The sequence below is a fragment of the Corynebacterium sp. c8Ua_99 genome (assembly GCF_039907185.1).
Lineage (GTDB): Bacteria > Actinomycetota > Actinomycetes > Mycobacteriales > Mycobacteriaceae > Corynebacterium > Corynebacterium jeikeium_D.
The window spans coordinates 1-20,578 of record NZ_JASBOG010000015.1 but is presented as its reverse complement, the minus strand read 5'-3'; the positions used below and the strand labels follow the sequence as shown (position 1 = coordinate 20,578).

17 protein-coding genes and 1 other RNA gene are annotated in these 20,578 nt (G+C 59.4%); 13 read left to right on the top strand and 5 right to left on the bottom strand.

Annotated elements, in window-relative coordinates; genetic code table 11:
• Positions 1-13 precede the first annotated feature (13 nt).
• The 3 genes from glpR (at position 14) to QKE19_RS08895 (ending at position 2,760) form a co-directional block, all read left to right on the top strand.
• Positions 14-1,285, top strand: a complete 1,272-nt coding sequence (gene glpR / locus QKE19_RS08905) for a gephyrin-like molybdotransferase receptor GlpR (protein WP_049189706.1) — start codon at positions 14-16, stop codon at positions 1,283-1,285.
• A 251-nt stretch (positions 1,286-1,536) separates the two neighbouring features.
• Positions 1,537-1,926, top strand: a complete 390-nt coding sequence (locus tag QKE19_RS08900) for a DoxX family protein (RefSeq protein ID WP_080969568.1) — start codon at positions 1,537-1,539, stop codon at positions 1,924-1,926.
• 51 nt (positions 1,927-1,977) lie between these two features.
• Positions 1,978-2,760: a zf-HC2 domain-containing protein gene (locus QKE19_RS08895; RefSeq protein ID WP_347890839.1), complete on the top strand. Its 783-nt coding sequence runs from the start codon at positions 1,978-1,980 to the stop codon at positions 2,758-2,760.
• Here QKE19_RS08895 and QKE19_RS08890 read toward each other — a convergent pair.
• The gene (locus QKE19_RS08890; RefSeq protein WP_347890838.1) at positions 2,757-4,313 is read right to left on the bottom strand and encodes a phospholipid carrier-dependent glycosyltransferase; all 1,557 of its coding nucleotides are present in this window, start codon (positions 4,311-4,313) and stop codon (positions 2,757-2,759) included. The two genes, QKE19_RS08895 and QKE19_RS08890, sit on opposite strands and share 4 nt — an antisense overlap.
• A 25-nt stretch (positions 4,314-4,338) precedes the next feature.
• Between QKE19_RS08890 and rsmI the strand changes: the two genes are divergently transcribed.
• Positions 4,339-5,250, top strand: a complete 912-nt coding sequence (gene rsmI, locus QKE19_RS08885; protein ID WP_347890836.1) for a 16S rRNA (cytidine(1402)-2'-O)-methyltransferase — start codon at positions 4,339-4,341, stop codon at positions 5,248-5,250.
• Between the two features lie 160 nt (positions 5,251-5,410).
• Positions 5,411-7,087, top strand: coding sequence for a BCCT family transporter (locus QKE19_RS08880; RefSeq protein ID WP_284797609.1), 1,677 nt, complete (start codon positions 5,411-5,413; stop codon positions 7,085-7,087).
• Here QKE19_RS08880 and QKE19_RS08875 read toward each other — a convergent pair.
• Positions 7,084-8,349, bottom strand: a complete 1,266-nt coding sequence (locus QKE19_RS08875; RefSeq protein WP_347890834.1) for an aminodeoxychorismate synthase component I — start codon at positions 8,347-8,349, stop codon at positions 7,084-7,086. The genes QKE19_RS08880 and QKE19_RS08875 overlap by 4 nt on opposite strands.
• Before the next feature lie 115 nt (positions 8,350-8,464).
• Here QKE19_RS08875 and metG point away from each other — a divergent pair, with 115 nt between their 5' ends.
• The 6 genes from metG (at position 8,465) to QKE19_RS08845 (ending at position 15,762) form a co-directional block, all read left to right on the top strand.
• Positions 8,465-10,291, top strand: coding sequence for a methionine--tRNA ligase (gene metG, locus QKE19_RS08870; protein WP_347890833.1), 1,827 nt, complete (start codon positions 8,465-8,467; stop codon positions 10,289-10,291).
• Positions 10,292-10,306: 15 nt separating this feature from the next.
• Entirely contained in the window at positions 10,307-11,131 is an 825-nt protein-coding gene (locus QKE19_RS08865) for a TatD family hydrolase (RefSeq protein ID WP_049171274.1), read from the top strand.
• A gap of 167 nt (positions 11,132-11,298) precedes the next feature.
• Positions 11,299-12,450, top strand: coding sequence for a resuscitation-promoting factor (locus QKE19_RS08860; protein ID WP_272715417.1), 1,152 nt, complete (start codon positions 11,299-11,301; stop codon positions 12,448-12,450).
• Between the two features lie 65 nt (positions 12,451-12,515).
• Entirely contained in the window at positions 12,516-13,430 is a 915-nt protein-coding gene (rsmA, locus tag QKE19_RS08855) for a 16S rRNA (adenine(1518)-N(6)/adenine(1519)-N(6))-dimethyltransferase RsmA (protein WP_347890832.1), read from the top strand.
• Positions 13,431-13,454: 24 nt separating this feature from the next.
• Positions 13,455-13,970: an NUDIX hydrolase gene (locus QKE19_RS08850; protein WP_049189699.1), complete on the top strand. Its 516-nt coding sequence runs from the start codon at positions 13,455-13,457 to the stop codon at positions 13,968-13,970.
• Positions 13,954-15,762, top strand: a complete 1,809-nt coding sequence (locus QKE19_RS08845) for an ABC-F family ATP-binding cassette domain-containing protein (RefSeq protein WP_070858318.1) — start codon at positions 13,954-13,956, stop codon at positions 15,760-15,762. The genes QKE19_RS08850 and QKE19_RS08845 overlap by 17 nt, the downstream gene beginning before the upstream one ends.
• Positions 15,763-15,791: 29 nt before the next feature.
• Here QKE19_RS08845 and QKE19_RS08840 read toward each other — a convergent pair whose 3' ends face one another.
• The 3 genes from QKE19_RS08840 to QKE19_RS08830 form a co-directional block, all read right to left on the bottom strand.
• The gene (locus QKE19_RS08840) at positions 15,792-16,754 is read right to left on the bottom strand and encodes a cation diffusion facilitator family transporter (RefSeq protein ID WP_347890831.1); all 963 of its coding nucleotides are present in this window, start codon (positions 16,752-16,754) and stop codon (positions 15,792-15,794) included.
• 20 nt (positions 16,755-16,774) lie between these two features.
• Positions 16,775-17,542, bottom strand: a complete 768-nt coding sequence (locus QKE19_RS08835; protein ID WP_016423249.1) for an alpha/beta fold hydrolase — start codon at positions 17,540-17,542, stop codon at positions 16,775-16,777.
• 163 nt (positions 17,543-17,705) lie between these two features.
• Entirely contained in the window at positions 17,706-19,349 is a 1,644-nt protein-coding gene (locus QKE19_RS08830; protein ID WP_016423248.1) for an AbgT family transporter, read from the bottom strand.
• A 176-nt stretch (positions 19,350-19,525) separates the two neighbouring features.
• Here QKE19_RS08830 and smpB point away from each other — a divergent pair, with 176 nt between their 5' ends.
• Together smpB and ssrA are read left to right on the top strand one after the other, a co-directional pair.
• Positions 19,526-20,029, top strand: a complete 504-nt coding sequence (smpB, locus tag QKE19_RS08825) for an SsrA-binding protein SmpB (protein ID WP_005511394.1) — start codon at positions 19,526-19,528, stop codon at positions 20,027-20,029.
• Positions 20,030-20,130: 101 nt separating this feature from the next.
• Positions 20,131-20,515, top strand: a transfer-messenger RNA (tmRNA) gene (gene ssrA / locus QKE19_RS08820).
• The last annotated feature ends 63 nt before the right edge of the window (positions 20,516-20,578 follow it).

Below are 20,578 nucleotides of genomic sequence, written 5' to 3'. Positions count from 1 at the left end.
GGAGACACAAAATATGTCAACTTCACTGTTGCTGATACTCATCGTTGTACTGTGGCTGTTTGTGCTTGCCCCGCTGGTGGTCAATACGCGCAAGCCGATTCGTCGTACCTCCGATGCGCTAGGTAAGACCCGCGTGCTGCATCGTGGTGGCGAGGAGTTGGCCACGACGCGCCGCCGTCCGTCTTTTAAGGAGTCGGACGTGCGCGTGGCCGAAGAAGTCGACGATTCTCTCGAAACCGTTGACGCGCAGGTCGACGATGACTTCGATGTCAGCGACGTGCTTATCGACGACACCGTGGACGAGGCGGCCGACCCGGCCGTCGTTGACGGCGATATCGTCTACGAGCTGGAAGCGGCAGATGCAGAGGAGGAGACCCCGCAGGCGGATGATTCCGCTACCGAGGAAGCCACTGCTGAGTCTTCTGACCGCTCTGACATGGACGTGTCCGATGATGAGTCTGCAGACCAGTCGCTGCAGGCTGTCGTTAATGACGAGGATGCTGAATCTGACTCCGCCGTTGCCTCCGCCGAAGGTGACGTGGTTCGTGCAGATGAGTCCTCTTCCGATGTGAGCGTTGACGTTCGCCGTCAGTTTGTCGACGCCGATGACTTGATGTTCGAAGATGCCGTTGAATCTGACGCTGATTCCGGTGCCGCGGCTGACGCTGAGCACGCGGACGCTGAGGCTCTCTCTGAGACTGAAGAGGCAGCAGACACCGTAGACGAGCAGGCGGAACCCGACGAGACCGTCGAGGACGACAGCGACCACAGTGTCGAGTCCAACGATGACGCAGTTGCTGTCGATGACATCTTGACCGAAGATGATTACGCGTTCGCTGAGAAGCGCCGTGGTCGTGGTGGGTTCGATCCGATTTCGGATGCTCAGTACGCTGAGACTCGCTTTGCCCGCCGCCGCCGTTCGGTTGCTGGGCTGGCAGCGTTCATCGCGGTCACGGTCATCATCGCTGCTTTCGCCGGTGGTTGGACCTGGTGGATTCCACTGGTCGGTGTCGGCTTGATGACCCTGTATCTGGTCAACCTGCGCCGCACCGTGCGTGCAGAGCAGGAACTGCGAGCTCGCCGAATTCGCCGGATGAAGATGGCCCGCCTCGGCGTGCGTAACCGCGAGGATGATGAGCTGGGAATTCCACAGCGTCTGCGCCGTCCGGGCGCGGTAGTGGTCGAGCTTGATGATGAGGACCCGGATTTCGCAGATCTGGCCTACACTGACCACCGCTTTGATGACGACGATTATGACGAAATGCCACAGGCTCGTGTGAGCTAGTCCTGTGAACTGAGCCGTAGAACAACCTTAAAGTTGTCTGAGCACGTCAGCGCGATTTTTTGTTAGAAACTCGGCCTGTTACGATGTCACTACCTAAGACATGACACACCGGGTGTGTTTGGCGGAAGGCTTCTCCCGAGGGGTTGGGAGAAGCCTTTTTGCATGTTTAAGTCGCTGGCCTCTCGCAGCCGCAGTGCTACCGTGTTTTGACCGTGCCGTCGGGTAGCATGTCCCTCATGGATCGACCGGTAATGCGCGATATCGCGCTCGTGATTCTCCGCCTGATACTCGGAATTATCTTCATCTGCCATGGCTGGGACAAGATTTTTATCACCGGTATCGACAAGACGACCGGTTACTTTGTCGCCGCGAATATCCCGCAGGCGCACTTGACGGTCTGGGTTGTCGCTCTAGTCGAACTGGTCGGTGGCGCGTTGCTGATTCTGGGACTCTTGGCGCCGACGGTGGCGATGGTCTTCATCATTGAGATGATTGGTGCCTGGTGGTCGATGCACTTGGGCAATGGCCTGTTTATCCGCGACAACGGTGCGGAGCTTGTGATGTCGCTCATCGGTGGTCTGGTGATGATTTTCGTTTTCGGGGCTGGCCGTTTCAGTTTGGACAGGCAGTTCATCAGGTAAGACCTCATTAGGTACAACCCCCTTAAGAGTTAAAGGCGGTGGAGATCCCCCGTGGAGTGCGAGGAAATTCGCGCAGCATTGTCAGCTCGTCTCGATGGCGAGCAGGCAAGCATTGCCGATGAAGTCATCGATGCCCATCTTGGGGCCTGCGAGGAGTGCCGAGCTTGGTACGAGCGAGCGGTGCGGCTGAACCGCGCCCTTACGGTTGGGTCTGCCGATGGTATGCCGGAGATTTCCACGGATGATCTCTCGGAGCGCATTTTGGTCTCCATCGAACCGGAGCGCCGCCGGCGTGAGCGCGCATGGCTGCTCATGGCCGGCACCGCCCGCGGGGTGCTCATTGCACTGGGCCTTTGCTGGGCGGTCTGGGGGATTGCGACGCTGGTCGACGCCTCCGGCATGATGACGCTCGGACTTTCCTCGACGCAGCCGCAGGGCGGTGCAGGAAACGCGACAAGCACGGAAGCGCCTATCGACGGTTCCACTGCCACTGTTGACCCAATGGAGCTCGGAGCACGCCTTGCCATCCAACTCGCGGCAATTCGGCTTGCGTTGGCAGTGGGATTGTTCTGGGCTGCCTGGCGGCCACGCGCTGCCATGGGCATGGCGCCGGTCTACGGTGCCGTCGCCACGTTCAGCATCGGTTTTGGTATTCGTGACATTCTCATCGGTGCTCAGGGAGCATCAGAGATCGCTGGCCTGGCCTTGATGTTTGTCTCCGCTTTGACGCTGGCCGTTGTGTGGCTGGGCGGTTATACGCCGACGGCAATCGCACAGGCATGGCGGGCTGCCTCCGGGTTGCCGGTCACAGGCGTGCCGCCACAGCGGGACTAGCTCCAGGACGGCAACCAGAACCGCCATTCAAAGTGGTTGAGAGGCAGCGGGTAGCCGGTCAAAATCGGCAGCCAGAACACAAACGCGGCCACCACTAGTGCGGCGTGCGTGCCAACGATTACCAACCCCACCGGCTTATCGCGGGGCCGCCAGTGTGAGAGATCGTCGGCAAGCAGAGCAAAGGCGATGAGTACAAATGGAATCAGCGCGGTGGCGTAGAAGAAGTACATCTGACGGTCGTAGCCGATGACCCACGGCAGCCACGAGGCGAGGAACCCGATGACTGGCAGCGCGTAGCGGCCGTCGCGGCGGCCGAGCCAGCGCCATGTGGCCCACAGGACCACGGGGACCAGCAACCACCAGATGGGCGGGGTGCCAAAGAGCATCATCCAGCCCTTGCACTCCTGGCCACCACTGCAGTTGGTTTCGGTGGAGTAGTAGAGCATTGGCCGCCAGCTGACCAGCCACTCCCAGGGCTTGGACTCCCAAGGGTGTTTGTGGCCATTAGAGGTGGTCAGCTCGGCGTGGAACTTCAGCACGCTGTTTTGGTAGTGCAGGTAGTTCTGCACGGCCTCGGGAAGCCATTCGGTGCCGGGGAGTCCCGTATCGCGCTCTTCGGGCGAGACATGGCGATAGACCGACGTTTCTTCGGCGAACCAGGAACGCCAACTTAAGAAGTAAACGCCCAGCGGAACCACCACCAGATCACGCAACGCCGGGGCGGTATCGCGGGCGAGCGCGCCGAGCACGGGCTTGTCCGCACCGGCATTCTTGCGTGACACCAGATCCGTGAAGACGGACCACAGGCCGAATGCGGCCATGTAGTACAGACCGGACCACTTCACCCCGGTGGCAAGCCCCAGCATGATGCCGGCGAGCAGTCGCCACCAGCGATAACTGAGATAGGGGCCGAAACTACCTAGCTCCGTGGCGGATTCCAGGCGCTTGCGGGCATCGGCCTGGTCAATGAGAAGTGCCCACGCGGCCGCGATGATGAAGAATGTCTGAATCATGTCCAGCATGCCGACCCGAGAGGAGACAAACAGCACTCCGTCGGCAAGCGCGTAGAGACCAGCAATACCCACCGCCAACCGCGAGCCGCGAGAGATGCGTCGGACGATGTCCATGAGCAGCAGGATGACCAGCGTGCCACACACCGCCGACATAAATCGCCAGCCCATTGGTGAATAACCGAAGATCCACTCGCCCAAGGCGATGACCTGCTTGGCCACTGGCGGATGCACAATCAGACCGTAGCCGGGATTGTCCTCAATGCCAGATGAGATGGGGTCGCGCGTGGACTCCAGAATCTGCCATGCCTGCGGCACATAGTGCTTCTCGTCGAAGAGCGGGGTGCCGTTGTCAGTCTTGGCAGCAAGCCCGATGAAACGCGTTAGCACTGCGACGATTCCGAGAACCACAAAAGTGGCGGTATCCGATTTATCCCACCGCCGCAGTGGCGGCAGCGGGGGAACCGGGGGAATCGGGCGCAGGAAACGCTTTTTCGCGCGGCGCTCGGTTTCCGGTGGTGGGGTTAAAGCGGCATCGGTCACGAATGTCAGTTTAAGCTATGGAATCATGACGCATTCGGCATCGAACTTCCAACCGCACGAGAACGAGCCCCTCAGCGAGGCTACGACGCTGGCTCCCGGCATCACTCTGGTGGCAACGCCGCTGGGCAATATCGCCGATGCCTCCGACCGCTTGCGCGGTGCGCTTATCGACGCCGATATCATCGCCGCGGAAGACACCAGGCGGGCGCGCAACCTGGCCACAGCGCTGGGCATTTCCCCCAAGGGGAAGTTTATTTCGAACTTCGATCACAACGAAGAGAGCCGCACTGAGTCGCTGATTCAGGCGGCGAAGGCGGGACAGAAAGTCATTGTGGTGACCGATGCGGGGATGCCGGTGGTGTCAGACCCTGGCCTGGCTGTGGTGGCGGCTGCTCACGACGCGGGCGTGCCGGTGTCCTGCGTACCGGGACCGAGCGCGGTGACAACCGCATTGGCCCTCAGTGGCTTGGGGGTCGGCCACTTCTGTTTCGATGGCTTTGCACCTCGTAAACAGGGGGCGCGCCGGGCCTGGTTGGAATCACTGAAGACAGAGAAGCGAGCCTGTTGTTTCTTTGAGTCGCCGCATCGATTGGCTGTCACGTTGGCGGATGCCGCGGAGATTTTAGGTGAGGAGCGGCGCGCGTCGGTAAGCCGTGAATTGACCAAGCGCTTTGAAGAAACTCGCCGTGCGACGCTGGGAGAGCTGGCTGCGTGGGCGGAGGAAGGTGTCCGCGGCGAAATTACGGTGGTGATTGAGGGCGCGGGGCAGCAGGCGACGGTGGTATCCACGGAGGACCTAGTTGACCGCGTGGAGGAGCTCGTGGCTGATGGCATGCGGTTGAAGGATGCCGCGAAGCAGGTTGCGGCAGAGGCTGGAATGACAAAGCACCGTGATCTCTATCAGGCGGTTTTGGCTGCTCGCGAGGAAAATCGTTAGGCGATTGTTACTTTGTGCCAGAAAATCTCCCAGCACACGGCAGTGAACAGGGTAAACGCCATTAGTGGCAGTTTTTGCACTCTGGGAAAAAATGAAGAAAACCTGAGAAAACCCGCATTCTAAGTTGAAATCCCAGGTCAATGATGAACATGGTGGAGGAATGACGAATCCACCAGAACATGAAATACAACAAGAAGTAGGGGAGTCGGTCGTTGGCGAAGTCAGGGCCGACGATTCTCACGCTCCCGTGAACCTCGGGGTTACCGTCCCCGCCATTGTCGCAATTCTGGCAATTATCGTCTGGGGCCTGGTGTGGCCGGACAGTTTCTCCACGTTTGCATCTAGTTCTCTGAACTGGGTTGTGGAGAACACCGGCTGGCTGTTTATCTTGGCCAGCACCGTCTTTGTCTTCTTTATTGTGTCCATCGCAATTTCCAAGTTCGGTCACATCCGCCTGGGCAAGGACGCCGAGAAACCAGAGTTTTCCACACCTAGCTGGATTGCCATGATGTTCGCCGCCGGTATGGGCATCGGTCTGATGTTCTACGGCGTTGCTGAGCCACTGACCTTCTACCGCGAAGGTGTACCGGGTCACCAGCCAAAGGAAGTCGGTACCGCCATGGCATCGACGATGTTCCACTGGACTCTGCACCCGTGGTCGCTCTACGCCATCGTCGGCCTCGCCATTGCTTACTCGACCTACCGTCTTGGTCGTAAGCAGCTAATCTCCGCGGCGTTCATTCCGCTCATCGGTGCACGTCGCGCTGAGGGATGGTTGGGCAAGCTTATCGACGCACTTGCGATTTTTGCCACCGTCTTCGGTACGGCAGCCTCTCTCGGTGTTGGTGTGCTGCAGATTTCCGCTGGTTTGGAGATCAACGGTTTCACTGCCATCAAGGGCACAAGTTTGTGGATTGGTCTTATCCTCATTCTGGGTTGTGCCTTTTTGGCTTCTGCGCTGTCGGGTGTGGGCAAGGGCATTCAGTACATTTCGAACTTCAACATGGTTGCCGCTGGCCTGCTGGCTCTGCTGGTGTTGGTCCTCGGCCCTACCGTGGTGATTCTGAACCTGATTCCGACTTCTATTGGTAGCTACCTGAATTCCTTCTTTGAGATGGCTGCCCGCTCCAGCGCTTCCGCTGACGGTACCGCCGGCGAATGGCTCTCGTCGTGGACAATCTTCTACTGGGCCTGGTGGATCTCCTGGTCGCCGTTTGTCGGTATGTTCATCGCGCGCATTTCTCGCGGCCGTACTATCCGTGAGTTCGTCTTCACCGTCGTCGCAGTTCCGTCGATTGTCTCTGCCGTATGGTTCTCCATCTTTGGCGGCACCGCCATTACTCGTGAGCAGCAGGGTGCTTCCATCTATGGCGACGGCTCGGCTGAGAGCCAGCTGTTCAACCTGCTGGAATCCCTGCCGGGTGGCGCGATTACTTCCGTCATCGCAATGGTTCTGCTGGCTACCTTCTTCATTACCTCGGCGGACTCCGCCTCCACGGTGATGGGCACCATGAGCCAGTTCGGTCGACTCACAGCATCGCGCACGGTCACTGCTATGTGGGGTATTTTCACCGCTCTGATTGCGATTGTCCTATTGGTCACCGGCGGCAGCGATGCCCTGTCCAACCTGCAGAACATCACCATTTTGGCGGCAAGCCCGTTCGTCATTGTTATCTTGGCGCTGATGGTGGCGCTGGTTAAGGGGCTTTCCGACGATCCGATGTACCTCGATGACAAGGAACAGCGTCAGTTTGCCCTGCGCATGGCTCGCGAGCGCCGCTTGGCGGAAGCGGCCGAACAGCGCGAGCGCCGTCGTGCTCGTAAACTACGCAACTAGCTCTCTAACAACAGCGGTGCGGCCTTGGCCTCAATCTCGGCCCATTCGCCCTCGGGCGTAGACCCGATGGTGATGCCACCGCCGATGCCAGCTTCGACCCGAACTCTCCCCGAGTTCGGGTCTTTTGCATACTCAGCGGTACGAATGGCGACATTGAGCTCAAGTGCATCCCCGTGAGCTGCACCAATCGCGCCACAGTGAGCGCCACGGGGCTCGGGTTCCCACTCGCGCAGAAGCTCAATTGCTCGCAGCTTCGGTGTACCGGTGACTGAGGCCGGTGGGAAGCAGGCATCGATCAGCTCAGCGTGGCTGAGCTGATCGGGAAGTTCCGCGGAAACTGTGGAAAACAGGTGCCACACGCCCGGTGCCGGACGCACACTGAGCAGATCCGTGACCTTCACAGTGCCAGTTTTGGCCACCTGGCCGAGGTCGTGGCGCACCAGGTCGACAATCATGATGTTCTCGGCGACATCCTTATCGCTGCGCAACAGCTCATGCGGGGGCCGGTCAGCGGGAATCGTGCCTTTGATAGGAGTTTCAGTCACGCTTGTGCCAGCGCGGATGAGGAACTCCTCAGGACTCAGCGAGGCCAGAATTGGAATTCCAGCATCGAGGTTGCCGGGCAAGAATGCCGCTCGAGCCGGCTGATACCGCGCCACGCGGGAGGAAAACCACGCGCCGGCGTGGGCTAGTGCAGCGTTGTCCACATCGACGTTCGTGCCCGATCCCGCATTCAGCTCCGCGTGAAAGCGTGTAGAGATGCAGGTTTGGTACACCTCGCCCGCGGCAATTGCTTCCTTACAGTTCTCCACTGCAAGCTGGTGGCGTTCTCGGTCGCCCTGATCCCACTCCAGTGGTGTGACCGCGGGGAGCGCGTCGTCACGCGTGTGTTCGTGCGAGTAAGTGATGGCCTCCTGAAGGGCTTGGAAATCCGGATTTAAGGGGTCACCGGTGCCGGGGCCGTCGAAATGCCACGTGCCGTCGTCGGCAAGCAGTGCGACGCAGGCAGCGATCCCATGCGCGCTGGTGCCGGAGTAGGGGCGGAACCCAAATAGCCACGCATTGGGGTCGGGGCTGGTGAAAAGCGCTGTCGAATTGCAGGCGGTGAGCTCGACGTTAGCGGCGAGAACCGCGCGATAACCGAACCAGGAGCCGACGAGTGCGGCGGGGCGATGACCGGCGGCGATAAGACGAGCTAGCGCAGTGGTCGCGCGCGAAGTGAAGTCAGCGGCCGAGTCGGAGGAGGTGGACCGAGTGGACATAGGACATAAGCGTAGTGACTGCGCGAGCGCGCGATGACGCTAGGGGACAAGTTCATGAAGACTTCATGAGGGCACAGTTCATCGTGATGGTAGGTCATCTATTACCCTGTTAGATATGTCTCGCATTTTCACAGCAGTTGCGTGGCCGTACGCTAACGGTCCGCGACATATCGGCCATGTTGCAGGTTTCGGTGTCCCCTCGGACGTTTTCGCTCGCTACCAGCGAATGATTGGCAATGACGTGCTGATGGTCTCCGGTACTGATGAGCATGGCACGCCACTGCTTGTGCAGGCGGAGAAGGAAGGCGTTTCTGTCCAGGAATTGGCCGACCGTTACAACCGCCAGATTGTGCAGGACCTCGCGGGTCTGGGGCTTTCCTACGACCTGTTTACGCGCACCACCACGCGCAATCACTACGCCGTTGTCCAGGAGCTCTTCCGGGGACTCTACGAAAACGGCTATATGGTCAAGCAGACCACGATGGGTGCGATTTCCCCGTCGACCGGTCGCACGCTGCCGGACCGTTACATCGAAGGTACCTGCCCAATTTGTGGCGCTTCCGGTGCCCGCGGCGACCAGTGTGACAACTGCGGTAACCAGCTTGACCCGGCCGATCTGATTGATCCGGTGTCGAAAATCAACGGCGAGACCCCGAAGTTCGTTGAAACTGAGCACTTCCTGCTAGACCTGCCGGCTCTGGCAGAGGCCTTGACCGAGTGGCTGCAGGAGCGCAAGGACTGGCGCCCGAACGTGCTGAAGTTCTCCCTGAACATCCTGAAGGACATCCGTCCGCGTGCAATGAGCCGTGATATTGACTGGGGTGTGCCGATTCCGCTGGAGGGCTGGTCGGAAAACGGGACGAAGAAACTCTACGTTTGGTTCGACGCCGTCGTCGGGTACCTATCCGCTTCCATCGAGTGGGCATGGCGCATTGGTGCCCCGGAAGCGTGGCGCAAGTGGTGGAATGACCCGGAGGCGCTGTCCTACTATTTCATGGGCAAGGACAACATCACCTTCCACTCCCAGATTTGGCCGGCTGAGCTGCTGGGCTACCGTGGCGAGGGCTCCCGCGGGGGCGAGGTCGGGGAGCTCGGTGAGTTGAACCTGCCGACGGAGGTCGTCTCCTCGGAGTACCTGACCATGTCGGGCTCGAAGTTCTCCTCTTCCAAGGGCGTTGTCATCTATGTGAAGGACTTCCTGGCGGAGTTTGGTCCGGATCCGCTGCGCTACTTCATCGCGATGGCAGGCCCGGAGAACCAGGACACCGACTTCACCTGGGATGAGTTCGTCCGCCGCGTGAATAACGAGCTGGCCAACTCCTGGGGCAACCTGGTCAACCGCACCGTGTCCATGGCTTTCAAGAACTTCGGTGAGGTGCCAACTCCGGGCGAACTCACTGACGCTGACCGTGAACTGCTCGACCTGGCTGAGCGTTCCTTCGCCGAGGTCGGCGACGCGCTTGCGCTGTCCCGTTTCCGCGCCGGTATCACCGCCGCCATGCACTTGGTCGGAGAGGCGAACGCCTACATTGCTGCGCAGGAGCCGTGGAAGCTGGCGAAGGACGAATCCCAGCGCGAGCGTCTCGCCACAGTGCTGTGGACAGCACTGCAGGTAGTCAGCGACGCCAATGTGCTGCTGACCCCGTACCTGCCGGAAAGCTCGCAGAAGGTCTTCGAGACCCTGGGCGGCGAGGGGATCTGGGCCGCAATGCCGGAAGTCCAGGAAGTCCAGGACGACATGCCGGTCGAACCGGTCGGCGCTGACCTGCCGGCAGAGGGTAGGAGCTACCCAATCATCACTGGTGACTACGTCAATCAGAAGGCCGCCTGGCGTCGCTTCGACATTGAGCCGGGTACTGCGCTGTCCAAGCCGAAGCCGATTTTCACCAAGCTCGACTCTGAGTTGGCTGAGCACGGCCCCGAGTGGGCACAGGTGAAGTAGGGGCTCAGTAGAGGTATGGGAAAGCGCAAACGCAAGATTGCAGAACCCGCGGAGTATCTCACTCCGCTGTTTGACGCCCACACGCATCTCGCGTCCTGTGGGGCGCAAACTCCGGAAGAGATTGCGGCTCTCATGGACCGGGCCGCCGCAGCGGGCGTCGTCGGAGTCTGCACGGTCGGCGATGGCATGCCGGAAACCGAACTGGCCTTTGCCGCTGCGCACGCGCACCCCAACGTCTGGGCCGCCGCCGCCATCCATCCGACGCGCGCGCACGAGCTTGACGACGACGCCAAGGCCCGCTTAACCGAAATGGCTGCCGACCCCAGGGTTGTGGCCGTGGGGGAGACGGGATTGGATTGGTACTGGCTGGATTCCCTCGACGGCTGCGCGTCGAAGAGCGAACAGCTGGCTGCGTTGCAGTGGCATATGGAGCTCGCAGCAACCGTCGGCAAGCCGTTGATGATTCATAACCGCGACGCCGATGAAGACCTGATGGCGGCGTTGGACGGCTACGACAATACGGTCATTTTGCACTGTTTCTCTTCGCCCATCGAGGTTGCCCGCGAAGCCATTGCACGCGGTTACCTGCTGAGTTTTACCGGCAACGTGACCTTCAAACGCAATGATTACCTGCGGCAGGCTGTGGCTGAGGCGCCGGCGGAGCAGCTGCTGGTGGAAACCGATGCCCCGTACATGACCGCGGAGCCTTTCCGAGGTGCGCGCAACGAGTCCACTTTTATCGGTCATCAGGCGCGTGCGATGGCCGCGGCCCGAGAAATCGGGGCGGAGGAGATGGCACAGATTTTGACGGATAATGCACGTCGGGTGTACGGCATTTAAGCACGTGCTGGCGTATTGCCGCCCCTGAGCTGTGGAAATGCAGCCGGGGCGGTTTGTTGTATTTCCCGTCACTTTTATCGATATATTTTAGACAACACTGAATCTTTACCGTACTGTTACAAACTGTATTTCTTTCATTTGCTAGCTGCCCCATCCTCCGAAAGGCTGTGACGAACCCCGTGAGTGCTGCGAAGAAGCGTCATCTCAATCGTGCTAATGACGGAGTCTCCACTTCGTCCAAGATTGCCGCAGGCGGTCTGGTCGCTGCTGTTGCTCTGGGTGGTACTGTCGCAGCATCCAACTATGACACCATCACCGTCGAAATCGACGGTAAGGTTGAGCAAATCGCAACCTGGTCCAAGGATGACAAGGCCATTCTGCAGAAGGCTGGTGTCGAAACCACCGGTGGCGACCTGGTTCAGCGTCAGGGCGATCTCACGGACGGCGGCAAGCTGGTCTACCGCTCTGCCAAGCCAGTCACGATGATTGTCGATGGCAAGCCGCAGGAGCACAAGACCAATGCCATCACTACCGATGAGCTGATTGAAGGTCTGAAGAAGCAGGGGCTCATCTCCGATAAGGACAAGGTCGAGGTCGAAAAGGGCGAGATTTCCGCTAAGGGAGTCGAACTCGACGTCGTTCGTGCCAAGAATATTGTGCTTCACGACGATGCCAAGGACATCGACCTGACCGTCCCGGCTATGACCGTCGGAGATGTGCTGGCTCAGCGTGGCATTGAACTGCGTGAAGATGACACCGTCGAGCCGGGTCTGGATGCTCCGGTCACCGAGGGGATGCGCATCGCTCTGTCTCGTCTGATTGATAAGACCATCACCGAGACTGAGGAGATTCCAGCTCACGAGAACATCATTGAAGATGATTCGATGTTCGAAGATGAGCGCATCGTTGAGCAGGAAGGTGAACCGGGCCAGGTAGAGCGTCAGGTCAAGGTCACCTCTCGCGATGGTGAAGAGCTCGGACGCGAGGTCCTGGAAGAAAAGGAGCTAAAGGCTCCGGGTATCTCCACTATTCGCCAGGGCACTAAGTCCCGCATTGCAGCTCCGGCTGCCGGCTACGGCGTGTGGGATCAGCTGGCTCAGTGTGAGTCCGGCGGCGACTGGGCTATCGATACCGGTAACGGTTTCTCCGGTGGTCTACAGTTCACCGATTCCACTTGGGCAGCTTACGGCGGTACTGAGTATGCACCGCGTGCATCGCAGGCTTCCCGCGAGCAGCAGATTGCTGTCGCTGAGCGTGTCCAGGCTGGTCAGGGTTGGGGCGCATGGCCCGCTTGTACCGCTTCCATGGGGCTTCGTTAAAGCTAGTTCCGTCTAGCCATAACGAGCTAAGCCTATTTTTTGTGTTGACCCCGTAGTATCTAACTGTGACTAAAGCAGAAGTTTCTTTCTTGGGGCCGGTCGAAGTACGCGACTTGGCGGCGCAGTTGGATATTGTCCCGACGAAGAAATTGGGGCAGAACTTCGTCCACGACGCCAACACCGTGCGTCGAATTGTCGCTGCGGCGGACTTGCCGGAGGATTCCTACCCTGTTGAGGTTGGCCCCGGCTTGGGCTCGCTGACCCTCGGGCTGCTCGAACACTGCGGCCGCGCGGCGGCTGTTGAAATCGATTCGCGGCTGGCGGCGCGTCTGCCCCAGACAGTCACTGAGCGCGCCGAGGGCTGCGCACTTGAGCTCATTGAGAAAGACGCGCTGAAGGTCAGCCGCGAGGACTTTCAGACTGCCCCAGATGCGCTGGTGGCCAATCTGCCATACAACGTTTCTGTACCGGTGCTCCTGCACATGCTTGCCGAGCTGCCCACCATCCGTCGCGTGCTCGTGATGGTGCAGTCTGAGGTCGCTGACCGGCTGGCGGCTCAGCCGGGCTCCAAGATCTACGGTGTCCCCAGTGTCAAGGCCGCCTACTACGGCACAGTGCGTCGCGCCGGTGCCATTGGTCCGCACGTCTTCTGGCCGGTCCCCAAGGTTGATTCCGGGCTCGTACGCATTGACTGCTACGCTCGCTCCGACGCTCCAGAGAACCCCAAGACCGCCGATGCCCCCGAGGCCCCGTGGGAAATCTCGCCGCAGTTCCGCGCACGACTCTTCCCGCTTATCGACGCTGCTTTTGCGCAACGCCGCAAGACCCTCCGTGCGGCCCTATCGGGGATTTACGGATCTGGCGCCGCAGCCGAAGAGGCGCTTATAGCAGCGGGGATTGACCCCAAGCAGCGAGGAGAGAAGCTCGAAATTGCCGATTTCGTTCGCCTCGCTGAGGTCTCACGAGACCAGCGCTTTTAACAAAGGACAGGCGATCTTTCCCCCATGCACCGTGACGGCAACCCCAGCAGGGCCGAAATCGGCCGGCGCGAACCGCGCGACCTGGCTTGGACTAAGTTCTGGCCTGACGACGACGGCTGGGTGTGCAACTGCATAGTTTTCCGAGGTGACCGCTTGCTGCTTCTGCTGCGTGAATACGAGGGCTTCCTCGGGGGCCAGTGGGATTTGCCCGGTGGCAAGCTCGACGCGGGGGAGGAGCCCGCGGAGGCCGCTGTGCGCGAACTGCGTGAAGAGGCCGGCCTGCGCGCAGCGGAGGTCAGTGAATTTGCCCACTATTCCAATCCGGACTTGGGCGGGGAGAATTTCCGCTTCCACACGGTGACCTTTCTAGTACGCGAGGCCGACGACACGCAGAATGTCCAGCTCAGCGGCGAGCATCCGGAGTTTAAATGGGTAACCCGAGAGCAGTTCGATGAGCTGCCGGTGGCCTGGTATGTCCGGCGTGTGCTTGGCAACGTCGAATGGGGCACAATAAATACTCATCATGGCGAATCTGATTAATTGCGAGAATATTTCTAAGTCCTTCGGGCTCAAGACTCTGCTCGACGGCGTCAGCCTCGGTGTTCAAGAGGGCGACCGCATCGGTGTTGTCGGTTTGAACGGTGGCGGCAAGTCCACACTGCTGAAGATTCTGGCAGGCGTGGAGCCAGCGGACTCCGGACGTATTTCGCGAGCCAACGACATGGCCATGGCGCATGTCACCCAGGGCGCCGAGCTCGACCCGAATTCCACCGTGTTTGAGTGCGTCATTGCACCGCTGGGACTCGCTGAACACGAGTGGGCGGGTAACGCTTCCATCCGCGAGGTCCTCGATGGCATCGGTATCAATGACCTCGGTATGGATACCAAGGTCGCCAATCTCTCCGGTGGTGAGCGCCGTCGCGTTAACCTGGCGGCCGCGCTGGTCCGAGATCTGGATCTGCTCATTCTCGATGAGCCAACGAACCACCTCGATATTGAGGGTGTGCAGTGGTTGGCCGATCATGTTCTTTCGCGCCGGGCAGCCCTGGTCGTCGTCACGCACGATCGTTGGTTCCTGGATACCGTTGCCACGAAGACGTGGGAAGTCCACGATGGCACCGTCGATTTTTACGATGGCGGTTACAACGACTGGACGTTCGCGCGTGCCGAGCGTGCGCGCCAGGCGGATGCCGCCGAGCAGCGTCGCCAGAACCTTGCACGTAAGGAACTCGCGTGGTTGCGCCGGGGTGCACCGGCCCGCACCTCGAAGCCTCGCTACCGCATCGAAGCAGCTGAGGCGCTCATCGCCAATGTCCCGGCACCGCGTGATTCCGTGGAGCTGATGGCGTTTTCGCAGCGTCGTCAGGGCAAGGTGGTCGTGGAGTTGGAGCATGCGTCCCTGGAAACGCCCGACGGTAGGGAATTGCTTAACGACGTCACGTGGCGCCTGGCCCCCGGCGAGCGCATCGGCCTGGTCGGTGTCAACGGCTCGGGTAAGACGACTTTGTTGCGTGCGTTGGCGGGAGACTACCCCCTAAGCGATGGCAAGCGAATTGAGGGCAAGACGGTGCGCCTGGGCTGGCTGCGACAGGAGCTCGATGATCTGCCGCTGGAAATGCGTGTGCTCGACGCTGTGGAGGACGTCGCGACCTATATTGACCTGGGCAAGAAGCAGATTAGCGCCTCGCAACTGGCTGAGCGATTGGGATTTTCCCCGAAACGGCAACGCACTCCAATCGCAGACCTTTCCGGTGGTGAGCGCCGTCGCTTGCAACTCACGCGTGTGTTGATGAGCGAGCCGAACTTCCTGCTGCTCGACGAGCCGACGAATGACCTGGACATTGACACACTGCAGGAATTGGAAGACCTGCTGGACAATTGGCCGGGCACGTTGGTGGTCATCTCGCACGACCGCTACCTGATTGAGCGTATTGCGGACTCGGCCTGGGCCCTTTTCGGCGATGGTGAGCTGACGAACCTGCCAGGTGGGATTGGTCAATACCTCCAGCGCCGCGCACAGCTGGCTGACAGGGGTGCACGCGTCACTGCCACGCGAACTCGTGAAGATGATGCTGCCGAAGAGACATCGAAGCTCTCAGCCGCGGAAGCTCATGCTGTTCAAAAGAAGATGAGTGCCCTGGAGCGGAAGATGGCGAAGCTCAGCCAGCAGGAAAGTGAACTGCATACGCAGATGGCGGAAGCGAGTGCTGATGTAGCCAACTTGGACACACAAAAGCTGGCGGACCTCGATCGCCGTGCTGCGGAGGTGGCTGAGCAGAAGGCAGAGCTGGAGATGGAGTGGCTGGAGCTAGGCGAGCAGCTCGAGGGCTAGCACCTTACTTCAGCTACTAGCCGAACAAACTAGGTATGAGCCGGGTACTCGTGGTCAGCGTGCCCGGTTCTTTCAATCTGCACCGTGGCGTGTTCAATCCCGTGGACGTCGTGAAGCAGTGCCTGCGCACGGTCGAGTAATACGTGCTCGTCGCCGTTGGGGAGCGTGTCGCAGCGCACGAGATGGACAGATGCCAGTAGGTCGCTGCCGTTGAGGGACCAGACGTGGAGATCGTGGACATCGACCACTCCGTCCAAGTCAGACAGGTCAGCAGTGATTCTCTCAGCGTCGACGCCCTTCGGGGTGTACTCCAGCAACACTTGGAGACAGTCGCGCACCAGAACGGCAGCGCGCGGGACGATGAAGAGCGCAATCACGATAGAGACCACCGAGTCGATGGCAGTCCAACCGGTGTATGCAATAGCGATAGCGGAGATAATGACGGCGACCGAACCAGCGGCGTCGACAAGCACATGGAGATATGCGCCGCGGACGTTGACGCTTTCCTTGGCAGCGCCCGCGAGCAGAAACGCCGCAATAACGTTGGTCAGCAGGCCTATGACCGCGATGATGAGCATCGACATGGTCTGAATTTCAGATTGTTCCACTGACCCGAATCGCCGGATCGCGCCCCAGAGAATCACAGCGGCAATGATGAAAACTGTCAGACCGTTGACGAGAGCAGTCAGAACCTCAACACGACGGTACCCGTACGTCGCGCGGTGATTGGCTCCGCGCTGGGCGATAGCCAAACCGGCAACTGCCATAAGCAGGCCTGCGGAGTCCGTCACCATATGGCCGGCATCTGCCAGCAGCGCCAGTGAACCCGAGACCAAGCCGCCGATGAGCTCGGCGAGAAATACGACAAGAGTTAGACCCGCAGCCGCGAGCAGGCGGCGGGCAGGAGTATTCGCGGGGTCAATATGAGCGTGGTCATGGCCGTGTGAATGACCGTGGCCGTGTGAGTGGCCAGAGTGTTCAGTTGTGTCCATAACCCCTAATGATAACAGGGCTATTCAGCCTCCGGAAGATAGCTATCCGCCCACGCATAAATCAGGTCAGCAGCGCGCGCGGCGGACTTAGCGCGAGTGAGCAAGTGGTCTGCGCGATCCAAGCTCATCAGGGATTTTGGATAGCGAGAGACCTGGAAAATCTTCTGGGCGCTATCGATACCAACAGTCTGGTCGGTCGGGGAGTGCAGAATAAGCAGTGGCTTGCGCAGCTGGCTGAGATAAACCTCCGGGTTGTAGTCCGCCAACACTTCCAAGAACTCACGGGAGATGGGAATGCCACGACCTTCAATCTGCAGAACCTGCGTGCCGTGCTCATCGACCGTCGAAATGTCACCGGCGATGCGCACAATCGAGTGTGCCGGATCGAAGGGTGCACCGATTGTCGCTACCGCCTTGATTTTCGGCATATCGTGGCCGGCGTTCAGCGCCGCTGCGCCACCGAGCGAGTGCCCAATCAGTAGCGAGGGGGCCTCAAATTCTGCCTCCATGAACTCGTAGGCGGCCTTAAGGTCATCGATGTTGGTCTGGAACGTCGTCTCACCGAAATCACCAGTGGACTGCCCGAGGCCAGTGAAGTCGAACCGGAATGCCGCAATGCCCTTCTTCGCCAGCGCCTTGCAGGTGCGTGACGCGCCGGGCACCATCCGATTACACGTGAAGCAATGACCAAATAGTGCCCACGCGCGTGGCTTACCGTCGGGCAAATCAATCGATGCAGCCAGAGTCTCGCCTGTCGATCCCGTAAATTTTAGGTGCTTTGTTGGCATAGGTTATATCCGCGTCTCAGTGTGTGCTCAAAGTGTGTACGTTTTCGCTTAACGACGCCCGTTGTGGTGGCGACCGTACGCAATACTAAACCCGAGTACCGCAAATAGTTGAGGGATTGGCCGAAAAATTCGACCAATCCCTCAGTTGCCCAGAAGTTGTGAGTTAACGCACCGGAACCCCTGGCCCCAGCGGAATACCCGCGAGATACCACACAACAAAGAATAGGAACCAGCCCACCAGCATGCACAGCGAGTAAGGGATGGCCAGTGACATCAGCGTGCCGACACCCGCCGGCTTGTAGTACTTCTGCAGGAAGGTCAGTGCCAGCGCAAAGTACGGCGACATCGGTGTAATGATGTTGGTCGGGGAGTCACCAATACGGAATAGCTGCTGAGAGACCTCCGGGGAGACGTTGACGTACATCAGCATCGGCACCACGACCGGCGCCATCAGTGCCCACTGTGCAGAGCCCGAGGTAATCAGCATGTTGAGAACAGCCACCATCAGGACGAAGGCAGCAAAGAGCAACAGCGGCGGCAGATCCGCCTTGGTCAGGAATTCGGAGCCCTTGATGGCGGTCCACTGGCCGATATTGGACCACTTGAAGTAGGCCGTGAACTGCGAAACAGCGAAGAAGAGCACCATCATTGTGGTCAGTGTGCCCAGGCCACGTTCCATGAAGGCGGGCACATCTGCAGAGGAGGTGATGGTCTTGGCGCCAATGCCGTACGCAATACCGACCACGGCGAAGAAGAGGGCAATGGACACCACGACGTCGGTAAGCAGCACGGAATTCAAGATGCCGTCGCCTTCGCCGCGCAGAGGCGAACCCGGGATGAATAGGGCAGCGAACCACAGCGCCAGGAAGATGACGGCGGCGATGTTGCCGTAGCGCAGGCCATGGCGTTCGGAGGGATTTAGAACGAGCTTATCGCGGCCGCTGTTGGAGCTGCTCGACGCGGTGTCTTGCTCCTTTTTCTTAGCGTTTTCCTCAGCAGCCTCCTCCGAAGCGCCCGGCTTGGTGAACTCGGCAGCTTCGTGGTCAATATGATCGTCGTGGATGGTCTTCTCCACGTGCTTGGTGATGAACAGCTCAGTAACAGCCGTAATAATCAGAGCCAGCACAATCGACGAGGCCATGGTGAAGAAGTAGTTGGCCAGCGGCGAAACTACGTATTCCGGATCTACGAAGTGCGCAGCATGCGTGGAGATGCCTGCCAGCAGCACATCGGTAATGTTGAGCACCAGTGATGAATTGAACCCGGCCGACGAGGCGGCAAAGGCGACCATCGCACCGACAATAGGGTTACGACCAACGGCGGCAAATGAGGCGGCGCCCAGCGGAATGAGAATCACGTAGACGGCATCAGAAGCGATCGAACCAGTCACGCCGGCCAGTGCAACGATGAATGTCAGCAGGACAGGGGAGTGCACCTTGGAAATTGCCGCGCGAATTGCCGAGCCGATGTAACCGGAGTACTCCGCAATGGCGACACCGAGCATGCACACCAGAATCAGGCCAACTGGTGCGAAGTCCGTGAAGTTCGTTACCGCCTCAGAAACCATCTTTTGCAGATACTCAGCGGTAGCGAGACTTTCCACCTCGATGATGTCACCCGACGCGGGATCCTTGGCCTGCATACCCGCAGCCTCACCGAGCCACGAAGAAACGATGACTACACCGGCAAGAATTACAAACAGCCAAAACGGGTTTGGCAGTGCGTTGCCAATGCGTTCCAGTGTTGCTAGGAACCCCTTTGGCTTCGGGGGCGCTTTGTCCGGTTCCAACGTTTTTGACTGTCCCATATTTAAATCCCTCTGTGTTAGACGTTGGTAAAAGGTTAGGGGAAAGTAAGTTGCGTCACAACGTAAAAGGCCAGAGGCATATATATGTTGGCTGCAAGGAGGCGCACAAGGGAAAGTTAAGGGAATAGCTAGGAAATAGCTGTAGTGCACCTTCTTCGACTAGAGTTAAGTAGGTTATGGGCAAGAAGAAGTCGAAGAAAGAAAAGGTCAGCGCCAACAACGCGGTGGTGGCCACCAATCGTCGTGCCCGCCATGACTACAACATTCTTGACACCTACGAATGCGGTGTCGTTCTCGTGGGCACTGAGGTCAAGGCGCTGCGCGAGGGCAAAGCATCGCTTAACGACGCCTTCGCGACCATCGATGACGGAGAAGTGTGGCTGCGCGGGCTGCATATCCCGGAGTACTCCTACGGTTCGTGGACTAATCACTCGCCGCGTCGTTCGCGCAAGCTGTTGTTGCACCGCAAGGAGATTGACACCCTGTGGGGCAAGGTCCGCGATGGTAACAACACGCTTGTACCCCTGAAGCTGTATTTCACCAACGGTCGCTTGAAGGTCGAGCTCGCACTCGCCCGCGGTAAGCAGGACTATGACAAGCGCCAGGACATCAAGCGCCGCACGGAGGAGCGCGAAGCTACTCGTGCGCTGGGTCGCCGTGTGAAGGGCATCAAGGGGTAGTGGGCTTTACGACGAGGTCTGTTGACTTTCCTCGTCGTAAAGCGTTATTCTTGGACATCCTTTGAGTGCTACGCACATTCCCGCGCTCGAAGGCGTTGTATGGGGCTGACATGGTTTCGACACCGTACAGTGAGCCAGGGGAAGCGTGCCGGTGCAGGCTAGAGACCACCGTTTAAGCGTCGTAGCAACTGATTAAGCGCCGAGAACACTCAGCGCGACTACGCTCTCGCTGCCTAATTAAGCGACTAGCGTGTCTGTCAGACCGGGCTTGCCCTTTGGTCCGGACCCTGGCATCGACTTAAAAGGGCTCGCCCGATGGGTGTGCCGTAAGGCTCATCGGGGATCTTCTTACTTGCGGCTGGGCCCGTCATTCGGACATGTTTGCCTGAGCCGAAGGGTCGAGTAGAGGCGATCGTGCGAACTGCGCACGGAGAAGCCCTGGCGAGTTGGCGGTGGACCCGAGTTCAATTCTCGGCAGCTCCACAGATTAAAATCCCCGGTCATTACGGCCGGGGATTTTGCTTTTATATTTTTTATATCGTGTAGTCG